The 18,458-nt window shown below is 59.7% G+C and carries 16 protein-coding genes; 11 read left to right on the forward strand and 5 right to left on the reverse strand.

All coding sequences use genetic code 11. The features are described from left to right. Positions 1–22: 22 nt before the first annotated feature. Entirely contained in the window at positions 23–1,207 is a 1,185-nt protein-coding gene (locus H8B14_RS14220) for a phosphoglycerate kinase (RefSeq protein WP_187316295.1), read from the reverse strand. 137 nt (positions 1,208–1,344) lie between these two features. Here H8B14_RS14220 and H8B14_RS14225 point away from each other — a divergent pair, with 137 nt between their 5' ends. The 9 genes from H8B14_RS14225 (at position 1,345) to H8B14_RS14265 (ending at position 10,946) form a co-directional block, all read left to right on the forward strand. Beyond that, positions 1,345–4,182, forward strand: coding sequence for a D-alanine--D-alanine ligase family protein (locus H8B14_RS14225; RefSeq protein WP_187316296.1), 2,838 nt, complete (start codon positions 1,345–1,347; stop codon positions 4,180–4,182). Positions 4,183–4,250: 68 nt separating this feature from the next. Continuing rightward, a complete protein-coding gene (locus H8B14_RS14230; protein WP_187316297.1) occupies positions 4,251–5,036 on the forward strand; it encodes a PASTA domain-containing protein in 786 nt (261 codons plus the stop codon). 279 nt (positions 5,037–5,315) lie between these two features. Then, positions 5,316–7,145: a T9SS type A sorting domain-containing protein gene (locus H8B14_RS14235; protein WP_187316298.1), complete on the forward strand. Its 1,830-nt coding sequence runs from the start codon at positions 5,316–5,318 to the stop codon at positions 7,143–7,145. A 91-nt stretch (positions 7,146–7,236) separates the two neighbouring features. Next, positions 7,237–7,536, forward strand: coding sequence for a rhodanese-like domain-containing protein (locus H8B14_RS14240; RefSeq protein WP_187316299.1), 300 nt, complete (start codon positions 7,237–7,239; stop codon positions 7,534–7,536). A 152-nt stretch (positions 7,537–7,688) separates the two neighbouring features. Continuing rightward, the gene (locus H8B14_RS14245) at positions 7,689–8,141 is read left to right on the forward strand and encodes a MarR family winged helix-turn-helix transcriptional regulator (protein WP_187316300.1); all 453 of its coding nucleotides are present in this window, start codon (positions 7,689–7,691) and stop codon (positions 8,139–8,141) included. A 43-nt stretch (positions 8,142–8,184) separates the two neighbouring features. Then, complete coding sequence (locus H8B14_RS14250) at positions 8,185–8,622, forward strand: organic hydroperoxide resistance protein (RefSeq protein ID WP_187316301.1); 438 nt, start codon at positions 8,185–8,187, stop codon at positions 8,620–8,622. Between the two features lie 168 nt (positions 8,623–8,790). After that, positions 8,791–9,786 carry an NADP-dependent oxidoreductase gene (locus H8B14_RS14255; RefSeq protein WP_187316302.1) on the forward strand — a complete coding sequence of 332 codons (996 nt, stop codon included), beginning with the start codon at positions 8,791–8,793 and terminating at the stop codon, positions 9,784–9,786. Between the two features lie 29 nt (positions 9,787–9,815). After that, positions 9,816–10,136: a putative quinol monooxygenase gene (locus H8B14_RS14260; protein WP_187316303.1), complete on the forward strand. Its 321-nt coding sequence runs from the start codon at positions 9,816–9,818 to the stop codon at positions 10,134–10,136. A 129-nt stretch (positions 10,137–10,265) separates the two neighbouring features. Next, complete coding sequence (locus H8B14_RS14265; RefSeq protein ID WP_187316304.1) at positions 10,266–10,946, forward strand: type 1 glutamine amidotransferase domain-containing protein; 681 nt, start codon at positions 10,266–10,268, stop codon at positions 10,944–10,946. Between the two features lie 77 nt (positions 10,947–11,023). On the opposite strand, the gene H8B14_RS14270 is transcribed toward H8B14_RS14265, so the two are convergent. The 4 genes from H8B14_RS14270 to H8B14_RS14285 form a co-directional block, all read right to left on the reverse strand. Further along, on the reverse strand, positions 11,024–11,638 hold the full coding sequence (locus tag H8B14_RS14270) for a DUF4304 domain-containing protein (RefSeq protein WP_187316305.1): 615 nt from the start codon (positions 11,636–11,638) through the stop codon (positions 11,024–11,026). A gap of 28 nt (positions 11,639–11,666) precedes the next feature. Next, positions 11,667–13,589, reverse strand: a complete 1,923-nt coding sequence (locus tag H8B14_RS14275) for a RecQ family ATP-dependent DNA helicase (RefSeq protein WP_187316306.1) — start codon at positions 13,587–13,589, stop codon at positions 11,667–11,669. A 94-nt stretch (positions 13,590–13,683) separates the two neighbouring features. Beyond that, complete coding sequence (locus H8B14_RS14280) at positions 13,684–14,487, reverse strand: hypothetical protein (protein ID WP_187316307.1); 804 nt, start codon at positions 14,485–14,487, stop codon at positions 13,684–13,686. Positions 14,488–14,994: 507 nt separating this feature from the next. Further along, positions 14,995–15,657, reverse strand: a complete 663-nt coding sequence (locus H8B14_RS14285; RefSeq protein ID WP_187316308.1) for an ABC transporter ATP-binding protein — start codon at positions 15,655–15,657, stop codon at positions 14,995–14,997. Between the two features lie 183 nt (positions 15,658–15,840). Between H8B14_RS14285 and H8B14_RS14290 the strand changes: the two genes are divergently transcribed. Continuing rightward, complete coding sequence (locus H8B14_RS14290; protein ID WP_187316309.1) at positions 15,841–16,974, forward strand: glycoside hydrolase family 113; 1,134 nt, start codon at positions 15,841–15,843, stop codon at positions 16,972–16,974. 198 nt (positions 16,975–17,172) lie between these two features. Next, complete coding sequence (gene sucC / locus H8B14_RS14295; RefSeq protein WP_187316310.1) at positions 17,173–18,375, forward strand: ADP-forming succinate--CoA ligase subunit beta; 1,203 nt, start codon at positions 17,173–17,175, stop codon at positions 18,373–18,375. Positions 18,376–18,458 lie beyond the last annotated feature (83 nt).

The raw sequence follows: 18,458 nt of genomic DNA on the forward strand, positions 1-18,458 counted from the left end.
CCTAAGCCCTATATCCTAAGCCCTAACCCAGCGCCGCTACGCCGGGCAATTCTTTGCCTTCCATGTACTCCAGTAGCGCGCCGCCGCCGGTGCTGATGTAGCTCACCTTGTCGGAGAAGCCCATCTGGTTGACGGCCGCCGCAGAGTCGCCGCCGCCGATGAGGCTGAACGCGCCGGCCTGGGTGGCGTCGGCAATAGCCTGGGCCACGGCCTGGGTGCCTTTGGCGAAGTTGGGCATCTCGAACACGCCCATCGGGCCGTTCCAGAGGATGGTCTTGGAGTTGCGCACCACTTCGGCAAACGCTTTGCTGGACTCCGGGCCCAAATCGAGGCCCATCCAGCCGTCTGGAATTTCGCTGTTGGCGGCCTGTTTGGTTTGGGCGTCGTTAGCGAATTTGTCGGCAATGAGGCTGTCGGTGGGCAATACCAGGTTCACGCCTTTGGCTTTTGCCTGCTCGATAAGGCGCAGCGCCAAGTCCATCTTGTCGGCTTCCAGCAGCGAGCTGCCGATCTGGCCGCCCTGCGCTTTGGCAAACGTGTACGCCATACCGCCGCCGATAAGCAGGTTATCGACCTTATCGAGCAGCTTCTCAATCAGCTGAATCTTATCCGAAATCTTAGCGCCACCCATGATGGCCGTGAACGGACGCTCGGCGTGCTCCAGCACTTTCTGAGCGTTGTCGAGTTCACTCTGCAGCAGGTAGCCGGCCACGCGGTCAGCGGGTGCGAAGTGGCTGGCCATCACGGCCGTGGAGGCGTGCTTGCGGTGCGCCGCCCCGAAAGCATCGTTCACGTACACGTTGCCCAGCGGGGCCAGCTTCTCGGCAAAACCAGCGTCGCCTTTCTCTTCCTCGGCATAGAAACGCACGTTTTCCACCAGCAGAATCTGGCCGGGCTGCAGCGCGTCGGCCTGAGTTTGGGCCTGCAGCGCATCGGCAGCAAACTGCACCTCGGTGCCATATTCCTGGCTGAGGCGGGCCACAATATGCTTCAACGAAAACTTGTCCTCGGGTCCACCTTTGGGCCGGCCCAGGTGCGAGAGCAGCACCACGGAGCCGCCATCGGCCAGGATCTTCTTGATGGTCGGCGTAGCGGCTCGGATGCGGGTATCGTCGGTGATGGCGAAGCTCTTGTCGAGCGGCACGTTGAAATCTACGCGCACCACGGCGCGCTTGCCGGCGAAGTTGTACTGATCGAGGGTTTGCATAAGGTAGATGGGGTTGGATGACGGCGCGAAGGTAAAGAAGTAGAACGGAGTGGCCCTCCATTCCTGGCCCACACACGGTGCGGCGGTTCAAGAAACGAAGGGCCACTCCGTTCTACTTCTTTACCTTTGCGCTACCTATGAAAATCGGCATCTTCTTCGGCGGCCCGTCGCGTGAGCGGGAAATCAGCTTTGCGGGCGGCCGCACTGTATACGACAACCTCGACAAGGCCCTCTTCGAGGCCGTGCCCGTGTTTGTGGATAGCAGCGGCAACTTCATTCTGCTCGACTGGCACTTCATCTATAAAGGCACCATCCGCGACTTCTACCCGCCGATATCGGCGCTGCCCCGCACCGAGCGGCCGTGGCAGGTGTATCTGGAAAGCCTCGGCTACCTGAGCCAGGACGAGCAGGACCGCATCATCTCGGAGGTGGGCCGGCGCGTGCAGCCCCAGGAGCTGCGGGAGCTGATGGACTTTGCTTTCCTGGCCCTGCACGGCCCAGCCGGTGAGGACGGCGCCATTCAGGGCTTGCTCGAATGGTACGGCATTCCGTACTCGGGCTCTGGCATTTTGCCCTCGGCGTTCGGCATTAATAAGGTAGCGCAAAAGAAGCTGCTCAAAGCCCTGGACCGCCCTACGCCCGACTTCCGCGTCATCAGCACGGAAGACTGGGACGCAGCCGATCCGCAGGCGACACTCGACTATCTGGTGCGCGAGCTGGGCTTGCCGCTGGTGTTCAAGGCGCCGCGCCAGGGCAGCAGCATCGGCATCAGCATCCTGCGCGAAGCCAACGTAGCCCAGTTTCAGGCTGCCGTGGAGCGCAGCCTGTTCCGCAAAACCGTGACCCGGCAGGAATGGCTGGCGCTGACCGAAGAGAAGAAAATCCAATGGCTGCAGCAGCTGGTAGATATCCGCGACGGTATCGGTTTGCCTGTCTTAATTAGTAATGAAGAATTAGTAATTAAGAATTCTGCGGCTGTTTCGGCGGGCGAACTAGGCACTGAGCACCAAGCACTAAGTCCCAACATCATCTACCACCCCGAAGCGTTGCTGGCTGCCCTTAATGAGCAGCTGCAGACCGCCGAAACGGTGCTGCTGACCAACGTGGACGGCGAGGCGCAGGTGCTGGTGGAAAGCTTCGTGCAGGGCCGCGAGTTTTCGTGCATTGTGGTGGAAGACCCCAACGGCCAGCCGCTGGCGCTGCCGCCCACGGAGATTGTGAAGGGTGAGGAGATGTTCGACTACCGCTCGAAGTACCTGCCCGGCCTGAGCCGCAAAATCACGCCCATCGACCTGCCTGAAGCGGAAATCCAGCGCATCCGCGAGGCCTGCGAGGAAATGTTCACCACCTTCGGTTTCCAGGTGTATGCGCGCCTGGATGGGTTTTTAGTTAGTGAAGAAGTGAATGGTAATGAGGAGAATGATGAAAGCCGTTCTTCATCACCCCATCACCCCATCACCTCATCACCCCAAATCTTCCTCAACGACCCGAACACCACGTCGGGCATGTTGCCGGCCTCGTTCTTCTTCCACCAGGCGGCAGAAATCGGCCTAAATCCGTCGCAGTTCCTGACGTTCCTGATTCGCACGTCGTTGGCGGCACGGCGGCGCGGCGGCATGCAGCCGGTGCGGCTGGCCGGACTGCTCACGCAGCTGGACGCCGCCGTGGCGGCGCGGGCCAGCGACGTGCGCACCCGCACCAAAGTAGCCGTGATTATGGGCGGCTACTCGTCGGAGCGGCACATTTCGGTGGAAAGCGGCCGCAACATCTACGAGAAGCTCAGTTCCTCGGTGAAGTACGAGCCTATTCCGGTGTTCCTGACCGGTAGCAGCGAGGAGTTCCGCCTCTACGTGCTGCCCATCAACGTGATGCTCAAAGACAACGCCGACGATATCCGGGAGAAAGTGGAGCACATGGAAGCCGGCCACGGCCTGCACCCCATCCTAGAACGTATCCGGCAGGAAGCCCAGCAAATCACCAGCACCTTTGCCGGGCAGCTCACCGCTCAGCCGCGCCGCGTGTCGTTCGAAGAGCTGGCCGAGATGGTGGACGAGGTGTTTATTGCACTGCACGGCCGTCCCGGCGAGGATGGCGCCCTGCAGCAGCAGCTGGAAAAGTTCGGGCTGCCTTACAACGGCTCGGGCGTGGAAAGCTCGTCGGTCACCATCAACAAGTTTGAAACCAACCGCCGCCTGCGCGAAGCCGGGCTGCGCGTGGCCGAGCACCGCATGGCCAGCCGCCTGGAGTGGGACGCCGACGCCGAAAGCTTCTACCGCAGCCTGGAAACGCAGTTCCCTTACCCCTTTATTGCCAAGCCCGCCGACGACGGCTGCTCGTCGGCCGTGAAGAAAATCAAGAACCGGCCCGAGCTGGAGGCATTCACCCGCCTCATCTTCCGCGACCAGGAAGACCTCATGCCGGCCGATGCCGCTACGCTCAGTTTGGGCTTCAAGGAAGAGTTTCCGCAGAAGGCTGCCTTCCTGGTGGAAACCCTGATTGCGCGCGACGGTGCGGCCCACTTCCTGGAAGTAACCGGCGGCCTGCTCACGCATTACGGCCCCAGCGGCGAGCTGCAGATAGAGGTGTTTGAGGCCTCCGAAGCCTTGGCAACCGGCGAGGTGTTGAGCCTGGAAGAGAAGTTTCTGGCTGGCGAAGGCCAGAACATCACACCGGCCCGTTACGCACCGGAACCAGCCGAGCGCCAGCGCATTTCCGACGAGGTGAAGCAGGAGCTGCGCCGCGTGGCCGAAATCCTGCACATTCAGGGGTACGCCCGCATCGACGCCTTCGTGCGCGTCCGTGACAACGGGGCGGTGGAAGTGCTGATTATCGAGGTGAACTCGCTGCCCGGCATGACGCCCGCTACCTGCATTTTCCACCAGACTGCGCTGGCCGGCTACACGCCCTACCAGTTCATCGACCAGATTCTGGAGTTCGGCAAGCAGCGCAACGAGAAGCTAACTGTGAAGAGCTAGAGTTGAGAAACCACTAGTTTTAGCGCCAACTCTTCTTTTGCCTCTCCTCTCTTACTTCTTTATACAAGATGTCTTTTTTCAAATCTGATACGCCGCTGGACTTGGTGAAGCACCTGCTGGTGATTGGCCTAGCCACGGCGGCGCTGGTGTTTGGGTTCTTCTTTGTGTATCTGCCCCTCACCACCAACCACGGCGAAACCATTGTGGTGCCCAAAATTACGGGCATGAACCAGGCCGACCTCGAAGACTACCTCGATGAGCGCAACCTGCGCTTCTACGTCGATGACAGCTCCTATAATCCCGGCACGCGCCCGTTCACGGTACTCAACCAGGACCCCGCCCCCGGCGAGAAGGTGAAGGAAGACCGCAAAATCTACATCACCGTGGCCATGAAAAACCCGCCCGTCATCAAAATGCCCAAGCTGACGGATGGCTCTATGAAGAACGCCACGATGATTCTGAACAGCTACGATTTGGTGGTAGGCCAGATTATCAAGGTGCCGAACATCCAGGAAAATGCCGTACTACGGCAGTTGGTGGGCGGCAAGGAAATTGCGCCCGGCGCGGCCATTGCCAAAGGCACCAAAGTAGACCTGGAAGTGGGCGACGGCCTCGGCAACCAGGAATTCCCGGTGCCCAACCTCATCAATATGCCAGTTGATGAAGCCACCACCCTACTTGGGGGCCAGGGCCTGCAGCTAGGCGAAGTATTCTATCAGCCCGCCCAGGACGGCGAAACAGACGGCACCGTGGTGAAGCAGCGCCCCACAGCCGCTCCCGACGCCACCATCCGCATGGGCCAGCTGGTTGACATCTGGGTGGCTGGCGACGAGCCCGTGAAACCAGTGAACTAGAATCGCCGATTGTGCAGATCGAAACAGAATTTCGCAGATTGATTTCCAGCAAAAGAGCCGCGCTGTTGCGCGGCTCTTTTGCTGCCAGGCTGTTATTCCTGCGCACAATCCTACCCTGCAAATTCGCAAAATCCTTTTTCAATCTGCTTCCTCTACGATTGAAATTTAAAGCCCGTTCAGGACGTTTCAGCCTGGTATCCTAACTTGGTGGCAATGATGTGTTCCAGACTTCTACGCGCTTCTGTTTTATCGATTCTGAGCTTGCTGCCATTGACCACGATGGCGCAGGACCTTCGCTCGTTGTCTGCTGACCCCGGCCGCACTCCAGCCAAGGCTGGGTCGGCCACCGCACAGCGCGGGCAGGCGCTGGCCCTGCCATTCTTCGACGACTTCACGACGCCGTTGGATGGCGCGCCCAAAGCCACAAACTGGCTGCCTGCGGGGGGCGTGCTCGTCAACAATCGGTTTCCGGTGGCGCCGCCCACGCGGGGCGTAGCTACGTTTGATGGGCTGCAAGCCAATGGCCGGCCCTACGGCAGTGGCTACAGCGACACGGACACGCTCGTGTCGCAGCCGATTGACCTGAGCGGGCGCACCGCCGCCGACCGCCTGTATCTGGGCTTCTACTGGCAGGCCGGCAACATTTTCCGGCGGCCATCGGCTAACGCCAGCACTGCCGCCGTGCAGCTACAGCTGGAGTTCAAAGACCAGAATGGCCTGTGGGTGCCGGTCTGGACGCGCCGCAGCGACGGCACGCGCGAGGCATTCCGGCGCAAGTTTGTGGTCATCGACCAGGCGCGGTTTCTGCATGGCAGCTTCCAGTTTCGGTTTCGGGCCAAAGGCAGCCTGGCTAACAACGACGACTCGTGGAGCATCGACTACGTGAAGCTGGCCCCGGTGCGGGTGCGCGCCGACTCGTTGTTTCAGGATGTGGCCACCAGCCGGCCGCTGAGCAGCTTGCTGGCGCGCGGTACCGCCATGCCAGTCGGGCAATACAATGCGGCCGCCAACCCAACCGCACAACTCAACCCGGCCACGTTCACCACCATCAACAACCTCTCCGACAGCGGCTTTCCGGTACCGGGCCGCTGGGTGGGCCAGCTCGACGTGCTGCCGGGCGGCCCCTCCGCGCTGTTTCGCACCACCGACTTCTTTTCGCTGGTCAGCCCGCAGTTTCAGGTTCGTATTGAAGGCGACTTGCGTAGCAGCCCGCTGCCCATATCAGCAGCCCCAAAAACGGTGCGCCACCGCCTTACGCTCATCACCAACGAAACCAACACCGACCCGCGCACCCTGCCCAACGACACCATTTCGCGCCTGACGGAGCTGAGCGACTATTTCGCCTACGACGACGGCACCGCCGAAGCCAATGTGAGCGTCCCACCATCCACTCAAACCCAGAGCTATTACGCATTACGCTTCGAGCTGAATAAGCCCGACCAGGTGCGTAGCATCCGTATTTCGCCGTCGTTTCCGAGCGCGGCGGGCCGCACCATTACGGTGAACGTGTGGGATGCCGACCCAGCCAACAACGGGGCGCCTACCCGCCTACCCAAAGCCACGCAGAGCGTGCAAATACCAGCCTCGCTACCGGCCGGCCAGACGTTTCTGGAAGTGCCGTTTCCGACGCCAGTACCGGTGAGCGGACGATTCTACGCCGGCTACGGACATGGTCTTATCACCACGCCTCTGAGCATAAATATTGACCTGAACAACGTGCCGCAGGCAGATGCGTTCTGGCAGTTCACCAGCAACTTCTGGGAGCCCAAATCCACTGCCTCACTGGATACGCCGCCGCAATACGAGGGCTGGGCCCTGATGCTACGGCCGGTGATGACCAACACAGTGCTGCGTACGGCGCCGGAGTCGGTGGCAGCCGCGTTCAGCCTCTACCCCAACCCTGCTTCGCGAGGCCAAGTGCAGGTGCAGGGCCGCTACGCCCACGCGCTGGTGCTGGATGCGCTGGGCCGCGTGGCCTGGCAGCAGCCCGCCAGCCAGCTCGGCCAGCCCATGCTGAACCTGCATTCCTTGCCGGCCGGCATCTACTTAGTGCAGCTAACATTGGCAGATGGCCTGACCGTAACCAAACGCCTGATACTGACTAATTAACCGAATGGCCAAGGCTTTTTTGTGGTAGTTAGATGGAGTTTTGCCACCTTTACACTCCACAATTTTCCTTCAATTCCCTTTAACAAGCAGTATGGCTGATATCACCCCTGCCGAGCTAAAACAACGCCAGGCCTCTGGCGAAAAGCCAACCATTATCGATGTGCGTGAGCCTTGGGAAAACGAGGAAGGCCGCATCGAGGGCAGCCAGAATATTCCGCTCAACACACTCCCGCAGAAGCTGGAAGAGCTGGAAGACCTCAAAGACCAGGAAATCATTGTGCACTGCAAGAGCGGCGGCCGGTCCACCTCGGCTAAAGCCTACCTCACGCAGCAGGGCTTTATGCAGGTGCGCAACTTGCTCGGCGGTTTTCAGGCGTATCAGTCAGCTTAGTCTTACCGCTTTGTTTGCCAGAGCCGTTTCCTCTTGTGAGGAAACGGCTCTTTTTTATGCCTGACTACTAACTTCTTGCACGAATATTATGTATTTAGTTGCACACAATTAAACATTGCACAACCGCAAGCCGTTTATCCATTTATAAACCCATGAGCGACTCTCCTTCCCTCCCATCCAACAACCCGCTGCAGAAGCTGGAAAGCCAGCTGTGCTTCCCTATTTATGCCGTTTCGCGGATGCTGACCAAGGCCTACCAGCCTTACCTGCAAGAGCTGGACCTGACGTATCCGCAGTATTTGGTCTTCCTGCTGCTTTGGGAACATGGTTCGCTGACGGTAAAGCAGCTAGGAGAAAACCTGCTGCTCGACTCGGGCACACTCACGCCGCTGCTCAAGCGCATGGAGCAGAAACAGTGGCTCAGCCGCCAGCGCGACCCGCGCGACGAGCGTTCCGTCATTATCAGCCTGCTGCCGGCGGGCTGCAAGTTGCAGCAGCAGGCCTGCCACATTCCCGAAACGTTGTTTGCCCGCCTGAATATGCCGCTGGCTGAGTTTGAGGCACTGCGCACCCAACTTCAACACTTGCTTACCCAGCTGGCCTGATAGCCAAGCCAGCTTTTTTTAATTCCCTTACTTTCTTCACCCGATGAAAATCAACAAAGTTTTCACTGCACAGGCAAAAGCTAAAGGTGGCCGCGACGGCCAGGTTACGTCCAAAGACGAAGTAATCAACATTCCACTGAGCACGCCGCGCGAAATGGGTGGCCCCGGCAAGCCTAACTCCACCAACCCCGAGCAGCTGTTTGCCGCTGCTTACGCCTCGTGCTTTGAAGGCGCGTTGGGTGTAGCGGCCCGCCAGGCCAAAGTGAAGCTCGACGGCGTGACAGTGGAAGCTCTGATTGGCTTCGGCCAGGCGGAAGACGGCGGCTACGGCATTTCGGCTGATCTGCACATCAACATTCCCGGTGTAGAGCAGCAGCAGGCCGAAGAGCTGGTGCAGGCCGCGCACGGCATCTGCCCTTACTCGCGCGCTACCCGCGGCAACATCGAGGTGAACCTAACGACCACGACCGAGGCCGCGTAAGTGGCCTGAGCCATCTGCCATCCTGAGCTCGCGAAGGACCTTATCACGCCCGAACGACGTCGTCCGACGGTTACTCATGCGTGATAAGGTCCTTCGCAAGTTCAAAATGACAGTTTGCTTAGCATAGCAGCCAATTTCCGTTCTCTCTACTCCCCTTTTTCCCAAGCTATGCAAACCCAAACCATTGTGCTGGCCAGCCGCCCCCAGGGCGCGCCAACCGCCGAACAGTTCCGATTTGAAACGCGGGAGCTGCCGCCGCTGGCGGCCGGCCAGGTGCTGCTGCGCACCCGCTACGTGTCGGTTGACCCCTACATGCGGGGCCGGATGAGCGCCGCCAAATCGTACGTGGCGCCGTTTGAGGTGGACCAGCCGATTGCGGGGGGCGTGGTGGCCGAGGTAGTAGAAAGCCAGTACGATGCTCTGCCCGTGGGCAGTATGGTGGTCGGCAATCTGCCCTGGCAGCAGCTCAGTATCTCGGATGGCAAAGGCCTGAACCGGATTCCGACCGACAAGGCGCCGGTGAGCTATTTCCTGGGGCTGCTGGGCATGCCGGGCCTCACAGCGTATTTCGGTCTGCTCGACATCTGCCAGCCCAAAGCGGGCGAAACGGTAGTGGTATCGGGCGCGGCCGGCGCGGTGGGCATGGTGGTGGGCCAGCTGGCTAAAATCCAGGGTTGCCGCGTGATTGGCACGGCTGGCTCCGACGAGAAAGTGGCTTACCTGAAAGAGCTGGGCTTCGATGAGGCCATCAACTACAAAACCGCCAACCTTGCCGAAGCCCTGGCTGCCGCCGCTCCCAATGGTGTCGATTGCTACTTCGACAACGTAGGCGGCCCCATCACCGACGCCGTCTACGACCTGCTGAACAAGCACGCCCGCATTGCGCTCTGCGGCCAGATTTCCACCTACAACAACACCGAAGCGCCGGTGGGCCCGCGCCCCGAGGGCAAGCTCCTCAAAACCAGCACCAAGCTGCAGGGCTTCATCGTGAGCGACTACCTGCCGCAGTGGCCGGAGGGCGTGGCCAAGCTCACGGAATGGTATGGCCAGGGCAAGCTGAAATTCGAAGAAACCATCACCGAAGGTTTCGACCAGATTCCGGCGGCGTTCCTGGGCTTGTTTCAGGGCGACAACACCGGTAAGGCCATCGTGAAAGTTGCCTAGCTTTTCCATCACCTCAAGTCCCACATTTCATGGCAAATCAAGCTGAAATCTATTGCGTGGCCGCTGAGTGGCTGGTGCAGCCCAAGCATGTGGACACCGTACGCCGCCTGCTGACGGAAGCTGCCGCCGCCGTGCGTCAGCACGAGCCCGGCAACCTGCTCTACATTGCCCATGAGTCGGCCGACGAGCCTGGGCGCTTCTTCATCTACGAGCAGTACGCCAACCAGGAAGCGCAGATTGCGCACCGTGCCGCCCCCCATTTCCAAGACCTTGTGCTGGGCCAGATAGTGCCGCTGCTGGCCGAGCGCAAGACCTCTTTCTACCGCCTGCTGCCCGTGCAGGGCCAGTAAAAGCAGTAGCGCGAACCTTGTAGTTCGCATCCCCGCGCCGTTGTACCGGTTATCATTCTGGGGCGCGAACTACAAGGTTCGCGCTACTACCGCTGAACACCCGTTTTTCAACCTTCTTTTCCCACAACCATGAACATTCTGATGGTATTGACGTCCCACGACCAGTTGGGCGACACAGGACATAAAACCGGCTTCTGGCTGGAAGAATTTGCTGCGCCTTACTACGTGTTCAAGGATGCCGGCGCCACGCTCACGCTAGCCTCGCCAGCCGGTGGCCAGCCGCCCCTCGACCCCAAGAGCGACGACCCGAGCGCCCAGACCGACGCCACCAAGCGCTTCAAATCCGACACCGACGCCCAGAAAGCCCTGGCCAGCACCGTGAAGCTAGACTCGGTTTCGGCCGCTGACTTCGACGCCGTATTCTACCCCGGCGGCCACGGCCCGCTCTGGGATTTAGCCGAAGACAAGAAGTCTATCGAGTTGATTGAGAACTTCTACGCCGCCGGCAAGCCGGTAGCAGCCGTGTGCCACGCCCCCGGCGTGCTGCGCCACGTGAAAGACGCCAACGGCGAGCCGCTGGTACGCGGCAAGCAGGTAGCAGGCTTTACCAATACCGAGGAAGAAGCCGTGCAGCTCACCAACGTGGTGCCTTTCCTGGTGGAAGACATGCTGAAGCAAAACGGCGGCGACTACTCCAAAGGCGCCGACTGGGCTCCTTACGTAGTGAAAGCCGGCCACCTGATTACCGGCCAGAACCCCGCTTCGTCGGAGCCCGCCGCTGAGGAGCTGCTGAAACTGCTGAAGAAATAACTTCGAGCTTTCTCAAGAAAAAGCAGCCCCGGCTGTGCCTGTTTCAGGCGCGGCCGGGGCTGCTTTTTTACTGTAGCTTATTCCATTGCATCCAACTCTCTACTTAGTTCTTGCAGCTGTTTCTTGCGGTAGGTATACACTGTGCTATTCTGCTCGTCCGCCAACCATTGCCGTGCTTCGGCTTTTCGGCCATATATGAATAGCGCCCTGATACCGGCGAATACATCAGGGCCTCGCTCCTGAAACAACTGATGCAGAATATCTTCTACTGACCTAATACCGTCCAGGTACGGAAGCACAACCCGATAGACATCCTGAGTAACCACTTCTTCGACGTCAGACCGGACTGTCTGGTCATCTAGGTTGTACCACAGATCTAAGTCGCTGCCAGCTAGGCTGCCTATTCGTTTTCGTACCAAGCAGTCCGGCTCCAGAAACTTTTCTTCGTTGGCCCGGCCCATTAGACATCTTTCAGCTTCTCGCAGATACAAACCCGTGTTTATCGTGAAGCTGATACTGTTTTTGGTAGAAAACGCGCTTTTCTGCACGTTTACGATCTTTCCCCAGCCAGCAGCATCGTAGTACCGGAAGTTGCCGCGGTGTCTCTTGTAGCCGCGCTTCTTGAATTCCGGCCATAATTTACCGGACAGCAACCGGGTGAATTGAGCTTGGACATCGAATTCATCTAGCATAATGCTGTCTGGCTAAGGATCTAAATTCCTACCCCAGCCGCCCGTCCGGCGCGTACGCCAGCTCGCCCAGCTCCACCAGTTCCCGCAGCTGCTCCGTAACAGCCGTGGCCTGGCCGGGCGCGAACTGTGCGAGGATTTCGCGGGGCGTTTGGGGCGTGGCTTTGAGCAGCGTGAGCAGCAGCTGGCGCAGGTCGGCGGACGGGGCGGGCGTTTGGCGGGCTTTCTTTTCGGCCAGGCAGAAGTCGCAGACGCGGCAGGGCGGCGCGTCCAGCTCGCCGAAATACTCCAGCAGCAACTGCTGGCGGCAGCGGCCCCCGGCGGCGTAGCGTACCACGGCCTCAGTTTTGTGGCGGGCTAGGTCGCGGGCGTCAGTGAGGCGCTTCTGGTCCAGCGGCAGCTTGTCGGCATCGAAGCGCGGCGTAGTGAACAGCGCCTGCGGCGACTCCTGCCGCGGCTGATACTGGATGATGCCCGAGCGGTGCAGGAATACCAGCGTTTTGCGCACGTCCACCACGCTCAGCTTCAGGTGCTGGGCCAGGCTGTTTTCCGAAATCCGCTGAAATCCGCTGAACAGCTCGCCGCCGTTGAAGCGCAGCAAACTCTTGATGAGCTGGTCGTGCTGGGCGTTGGCCACCTGAAACCGGTACAGATCAGTATGGTCGATGGGAATGTGCACCCGTGCCGGCGTGTTCACGGCCTCGTTCAGCTGCACAAACCCTTCGCGGGCCAGCGTGCGCAGACTATTATGCGCGTCCAGAGCCTTGATGCGGTAGGTTTCGGCGAAGTGCTGAATGTCAAAGTCGAACGCCACCAGCTCGCCGCCGCCCACGGCCGTGCGCGAGAAATTGGCCAACGCCTGGTACACGCGGCGCACGGTGTCCAGCGGCGGGTAGGCCTGCTGGGTGCGGCGGCGCAGCTCGTCGGCGTCATTGGGGCCCTGCAGCAGCACGGCAAAAGCGTATTTCTCGTCGCGGCCGGCGCGGCCCGCTTCCTGATAGTAGGCTTCCAGGTTGTCGGGCGCTTCCAGGTGCACCACCAGCCGCACGTCGGGCTTGTCGATGCCCATGCCGAAGGCGTTGGTGGCCACGATGCAGTGCACGCGGTTCTGCATCCAGTCCTGCTGGGTGCGGGTGCGCTGGTCACTGGGCAGGCCAGCGTGGTAGGCCGCGGCGCGCACGCCCTGCTGCTGCAGGTAGGCGGCCGTGTCTTCGGTCTGGCGGCGCGTGCGGGCATACACGATGCTGGTTTTGCCGGCCCCCACGCCCCGCACCACTTCCAGCAGCCGACGCAGCTTGTCCTCGGTAGCCAGGGCAGAATACGACAGGTTGGCTCGCGCAAAGCTTTGCTGAAACACGCGGTGGCCGGGCCGGAACAGTAGCTTTTCCACGATATCGAACTTCACCTCTTCGGTGGCCGTGGCCGTGAGGGCAATGCACGGCACGCCGGGCAGCAGCTCCCGCAGCGCCGCAATCTGCAGGTACGGCGGCCGGAAATCGTAGCCCCACTGCGACAGGCAGTGTGCCTCGTCGATGGCCAGCAAGCTCACTTTCATGCGGCCCACCCGCGCCCGAAACATGTCGGTCTGCAGCCGCTCGGGGCTTACGTACAGAAACTTTACCGGGCCATACACGCAGTTGTCCAGCGTCTGGTCGATTTCCTGGTGGCTCATGCCCGAAAACACCGCTTCGGCCTTGATGCCGCGCTTGCGCAGGTTTTCCACCTGGTCCTTCATCAGCGCAATCAGCGGCGACACAACCAGGCATAGCCCCGGCCGGGCCAACGCCGGCACCTGGAAGCAGATGCTTTTGCCGCCGCCAGTGGGCAGCAGCGCCAATGTATCCTGCCCTGCCAGCACCGACCGGATAATGTCTTCCTGCAGCGGCCGGAACGCCGCATGGCCCCAGTGCTGGCGCAGTACGTGCAGAATATCGTCGGTGGCGTGCTCGGGCATGCTGCAAAAGTAACGCGAAGCACCGCTTCGCCGGGCACAAAAAAAGCCCGGCACCAAGCGGTACCGGGCTTTCGATATATGTAGTGGGGTCTGTTTAGGCGGCAGCAGCCTGGCCATTCTCGCGGTCCTCGATGGCCTTCTTGAGCTTGGCAATAGCCTGCGTGGCACGCTCATCGTCGAGGCGGTTGATGTTGAGCAGCATTTTGGTTTTCTCCGGACGCGTGATGAGCGGATGGTTCAGCAGCCGAATGATTTCCTCTTTCTGCGACGCCGTAGCATAGGACACCGCCGAAGGCTCAGCGACAACTGGTGCATCGGCAGATACTGCCTTCATGGGCGCAGGTGCCTCGGCAGCCACTGCCACCGGAGCTGATGCCGGCACCACGGCCATAGCGGGCTGGGCAGCAGGCGTGTTTCCACCATAGTCCATCTCCTCGGCTGGCGTTGGCTCGTAGCCGGCCGCCCGAATAATCCAGGCCAGAATGTTGCGGTAGGCTTTGCCGATGGCCCGGGTCTGGGCCATGCTCATGATGGCAAACTCCTGGTAAAACTTCTTGCCCTGCTCTTTATTGGAGCAGATAGCGAAGCCCGCCCCTACCGTGTGGCCCGACTTCATGTCGAACAGCGTCACCTTGGCCTGATACTTAATTTCCTGGTCGGTCGAGACATTGATGACGTGGTCGACAATGGGCACGATGCCCAGGCGCGAACCGGCGTACTGCCAGCCTTCCACATTCACGAACTCCTTGCCCTGCACGGTGGTCGTGAGCTTGTTTTCCTTGATAAACTTGGCCAGGTCCGTCGCCAAGTGCAGCGTCTCGTCGGAGCGCGAGATGTCGAAGCTCTCCACTTTGGTCTTGCGAACCGGCTCTTTGATGGTCTTGGTTACGTCAGTCATGGCGTCTGTTGTTTTGATGTCCTGTAATACCGTTGTGTGTTCTGGATATGTAACGCCTTAGCCCTTACAAAGGTGCAAAGAACAGCAGATTTTTAATCAATTTTTAGCTCTGATATTCAGTTACTTACAAAGTAATTTTCCAACCTTGTTAGCTGACTAATATTTTTGGCTATTCGACGCACATTCCAGCGGATATTTTCGCCTCTCAAAGGCTCGTCAGCCCTAAAAAAACAAACCCCTCGCGCCGTTCCGGTGACGGCGCAAGGGGTTGCACTACATAGTCCGGTTCGGGCCGGACGTATGACCAGGGCCAGGGCAAGTTGCCCACAGCCACATATTCTACTGTCCTGAACGTCCACTTTCGCCTTGAGGTTCCCGCCGGCCACGGCCTAGCTCTTCCAAGCCGTTGTGTAACAGTTGATAACCCTGCGCCCGCTGACTACTGGAAAACAACAACGCCTCTCCCTGCTACAGAAAGAGGCGTCGGAATCATAAAGCAAGTGGCGGCTAGTTCTGGCCTTCCCAGATGTAGCCGTCCTTCATGGTGATCTTGCGGTCAGCCATTTCTGCCAGCTGGTCGTTGTGCGTCACGATGACAAACGTTTGGCCCAGCTCTTTGCGCAGCAGAAAGAAAATCTGGTGCAGTTCCTGGGCATTCTGCGAGTCGAGGTTGCCGCTGGGTTCGTCGGCAAAGATGATTTCGGGCGAATTGATGAGGGCGCGGGCTACGGCCGTGCGTTGCTGCTCGCCGCCGCTCATTTCCGAGGGCTTGTGGTCGGCGCGGCGCTCCAGATTCAGCATCCCAAGCAATTCGCGGGCCCGAACGCGGGTTTCCTTCTCGGAGCGACCGGCCAGATACGCTGGCAGACACACGTTTTCGAGGGCCGTAAATTCGGGCAGCAGGTTATGAAACTGGAAAATGAACCCGATGTGGCGGTTGCGAAACCGCGCCAACTCCGACCGTTTCAGCGAGCTGACCGACTGGCCATCGAACAGGATTTCGCCGGAATCAGGGTTGTCCAACGTGCCCAGAATGTGCAGCAGCGTGCTCTTGCCAGCCCCCGAAGACCCCACAATGGACACGATTTCGGCCTTTTCAATGGTTAGGTCGATGCCCTTGAGAACTTCCAGCGTATTGTATTTCTTACGAACGTTGATGGCTTGCAGCAAAACGGAACCAGGTAAAGTGAGCCGGAGTACGAAAAACAAATCTACAGTTTGCTGCGCAGATTACACTCGGCTTCGGTGGGCCCGATAGCAGGGCACGCCGCCAACCAAGCCCACTAATCCGATGCAGATGCAAGCGGTTTTCTGCAATTTGAGCCCTATACGCTGACGCACCTATTTATGGCTATGGCTGTTTTTCCTTCTTCCCGGCGTTCCTCGTGGCTTTGGCTGGGACTAGCAGCGGTGGCCCTGCTGGCGGTGGTAGGGTTGGCGTGGCGCTCAGCTCAATTAGCTGGCCCGGTTTCTCAGGCCAACCCCAGCGGCTCTACTGCTGCCAGTGCTGTACTTATCCGGCCAAAGGATCGTTTGAAGGGCGTGAATTGGGTGGGGGCCGACTCGCTGGCCAGCCAGGACCTGGAGCCGTTGGTGCGGGCCCACGTCAACTGGATAGCCCAGACGCCATTTGGCTGGCAGGCCGGCGCTGCCTCACCCGAAATCCGGATGCACACCGGCACCGGCAGCCGCAACTACTGGGGCGAAAGTGACCGGGGCCTTGTGCGCACCGTCCAGCAGGCCCGGCAGCGCGGCATCCGCACGCTGCTCAAGCCCCACCTGTGGCTGCGCGGCCCCGGCGGCACCTGGCCCGGCGACATTAAGATGAGTTCGGAGACTGACTGGCAGCAATGGTTTGCAGCCTATTCAGTATTCATTGTGCATTACGCCGAGTTGGCCGAGGCCAACGGTATGGAGGCGCTATGCATCGGGACGGAACTGGAAAAAACGGTGGGCCACGAGGCGGAGTGGCGCGCCATCATCGGGCAGGTGCGGCAGGTGTATCACGGCCCGCTCACGTACGCCGCCAACTGGAGCGGCGAGTTCGAGCAGGTGAAGTTCTGGGACGCGCTGGACTACATCGGGGTGCAGGCTTATTTTCCGCTCAGCACCACCGAACGGCCCGCTAAAGCGGCGTTGCTGAAAGCCTGGCGCACGCCGCTGGCCCGTATTGCCGCCGTGCAAAAGCGCTACGGCAAGCCCGTGCTATTCACGGAAGCCGGCTACAAAACCACACCCGATGCCGCCATCCAACCCTGGGTGTGGCCCGACCGCAACGCCCTGCCTGCCACTCCCGACGAAACCACGCAACGCATCTGTTACGAGGCGATGTTCGAGACGTTCTGGCCGCAGCCGTGGTTTCAGGGCATCTTCATCTGGAAGTGGTACCCTGGCCTGCAGCCCAACGGCTCCGCCCGTCGCCACCTCGACTTCACGCCCCAGCACAAACCTGCCGAGCAGGTGATGGCGCAGTGGTATGGGAAATGAGTTGCCAGTTGCTAGTTGTCGGTTGTTAGTTGTCAGGCGCTCTGAAATGGCTTGTATTGGTCTGAGTGCTGAGCCGCAAACGTCAGGCTGTACTACCAGCACCCGATAACTAACAACCGACAACTAGCAACCGACAACTCATTTCTGCCTACTTTCGCGCTTAGTAACCCACCCCGAACATCTCTTTAACCGACCTTTATGAACATTCACGAGTATCAGGGCAAAGAAATTCTGAAACGCTACGGCGTGCGCGTGCAGGAAGGCATCGTGGCCGACACCGCCGAGGAGGCCGTGGAAGCTGCCAAGAAGCTGACTGAAGAAACCGGCACGAGCTGGTACGTTATCAAAGCCCAGATTCATGCCGGCGGCCGTGGCAAAGGCGGTGGGGTAAAACTCGCCAAAAACCTGGAGCAGGTGAAAGAAATTGCCGGCCAGATCATCGGCATGCAGCTCGTAACCAAGCAAACCGGCGCCGAAGGCCGCAAGGTGCACAAAGTGCTGATTGCCCAGGACGTGTACTACCCCGGCGCTTCGGAAACCAAGGAATACTACATGAGCGTACTGCTGGACCGTGCGACCGGCAAAAACGTTATCATCTACACCACCGAGGGTGGCATGGACATCGAGGAGGTAGCCGAGGCGCACCCCGAGAAAATCCACCGCGAGCATGTTGATCCGCGCGTAGGTCTGCGTCCGTTCCAGGCCGCTAAAATTGCCTTCAACCTGGGTTTGACCGGCGCGGCGCAGAAGGAAATGGTGAAGTTTGTGCAGGCGCTGTACAAGGCCTACGACGAGACGGACTCGGCCATGTTCGAAATCAACCCCGTTCTGAAGACTTCGGACGACAAGATTCTGGCCGTTGACGCCAAAGTAACCCTCGACGAAAACGCCCTCTACCGCCACAAGGATTTCGTGGAGCTGCGCGACACCAACGAGGAAGACCCACTGGAAGTGGAAGCTTCGGCCTCAAACCTGAACTATGTGAAGCTCGACGGCAACGTGGGCTGCATGGTGAATGGCGCCGGCCTGGCCATGGCCACCATGGATATCATCAAGCTGAGCGGCGGCGAGCCGGCCAACTTCCTCGACGTAGGGGGTGGAGCCAACGCCCAGACGGTGGAAGCTGGTTTCCGCATCATCCTGAAGGATCCGAACGTGAAAGCCATTCTCATCAACATCTTCGGCGGCATCGTGCGCTGCGACCGGGTGGCGAATGGTGTGGTGGAGGCCTACAAGAACATCGGCGACATCAAAGTGCCCATCATCGTGCGTCTGCAGGGTACCAACGCCGAAGAAGGTGCCCGCATCATCGATGAAAGCGGCCTGAAAGTGTATTCAGCTGTATTGCTGAAAGATGCCGCTGAGCGCGTAAAAGAAGTGCTGGCTGCCCAAGGTATTTAGGTCCTTCCGAAGCTTTCATCAGTCCAATAGAAAAGGCCCGTCCGGATATCCGGACGGGCCTTTTCTATTGGACTGATGAAAGC

Source organism: Hymenobacter puniceus (assembly GCF_014333525.1).
Classification (GTDB): domain Bacteria; phylum Bacteroidota; class Bacteroidia; order Cytophagales; family Hymenobacteraceae; genus Hymenobacter.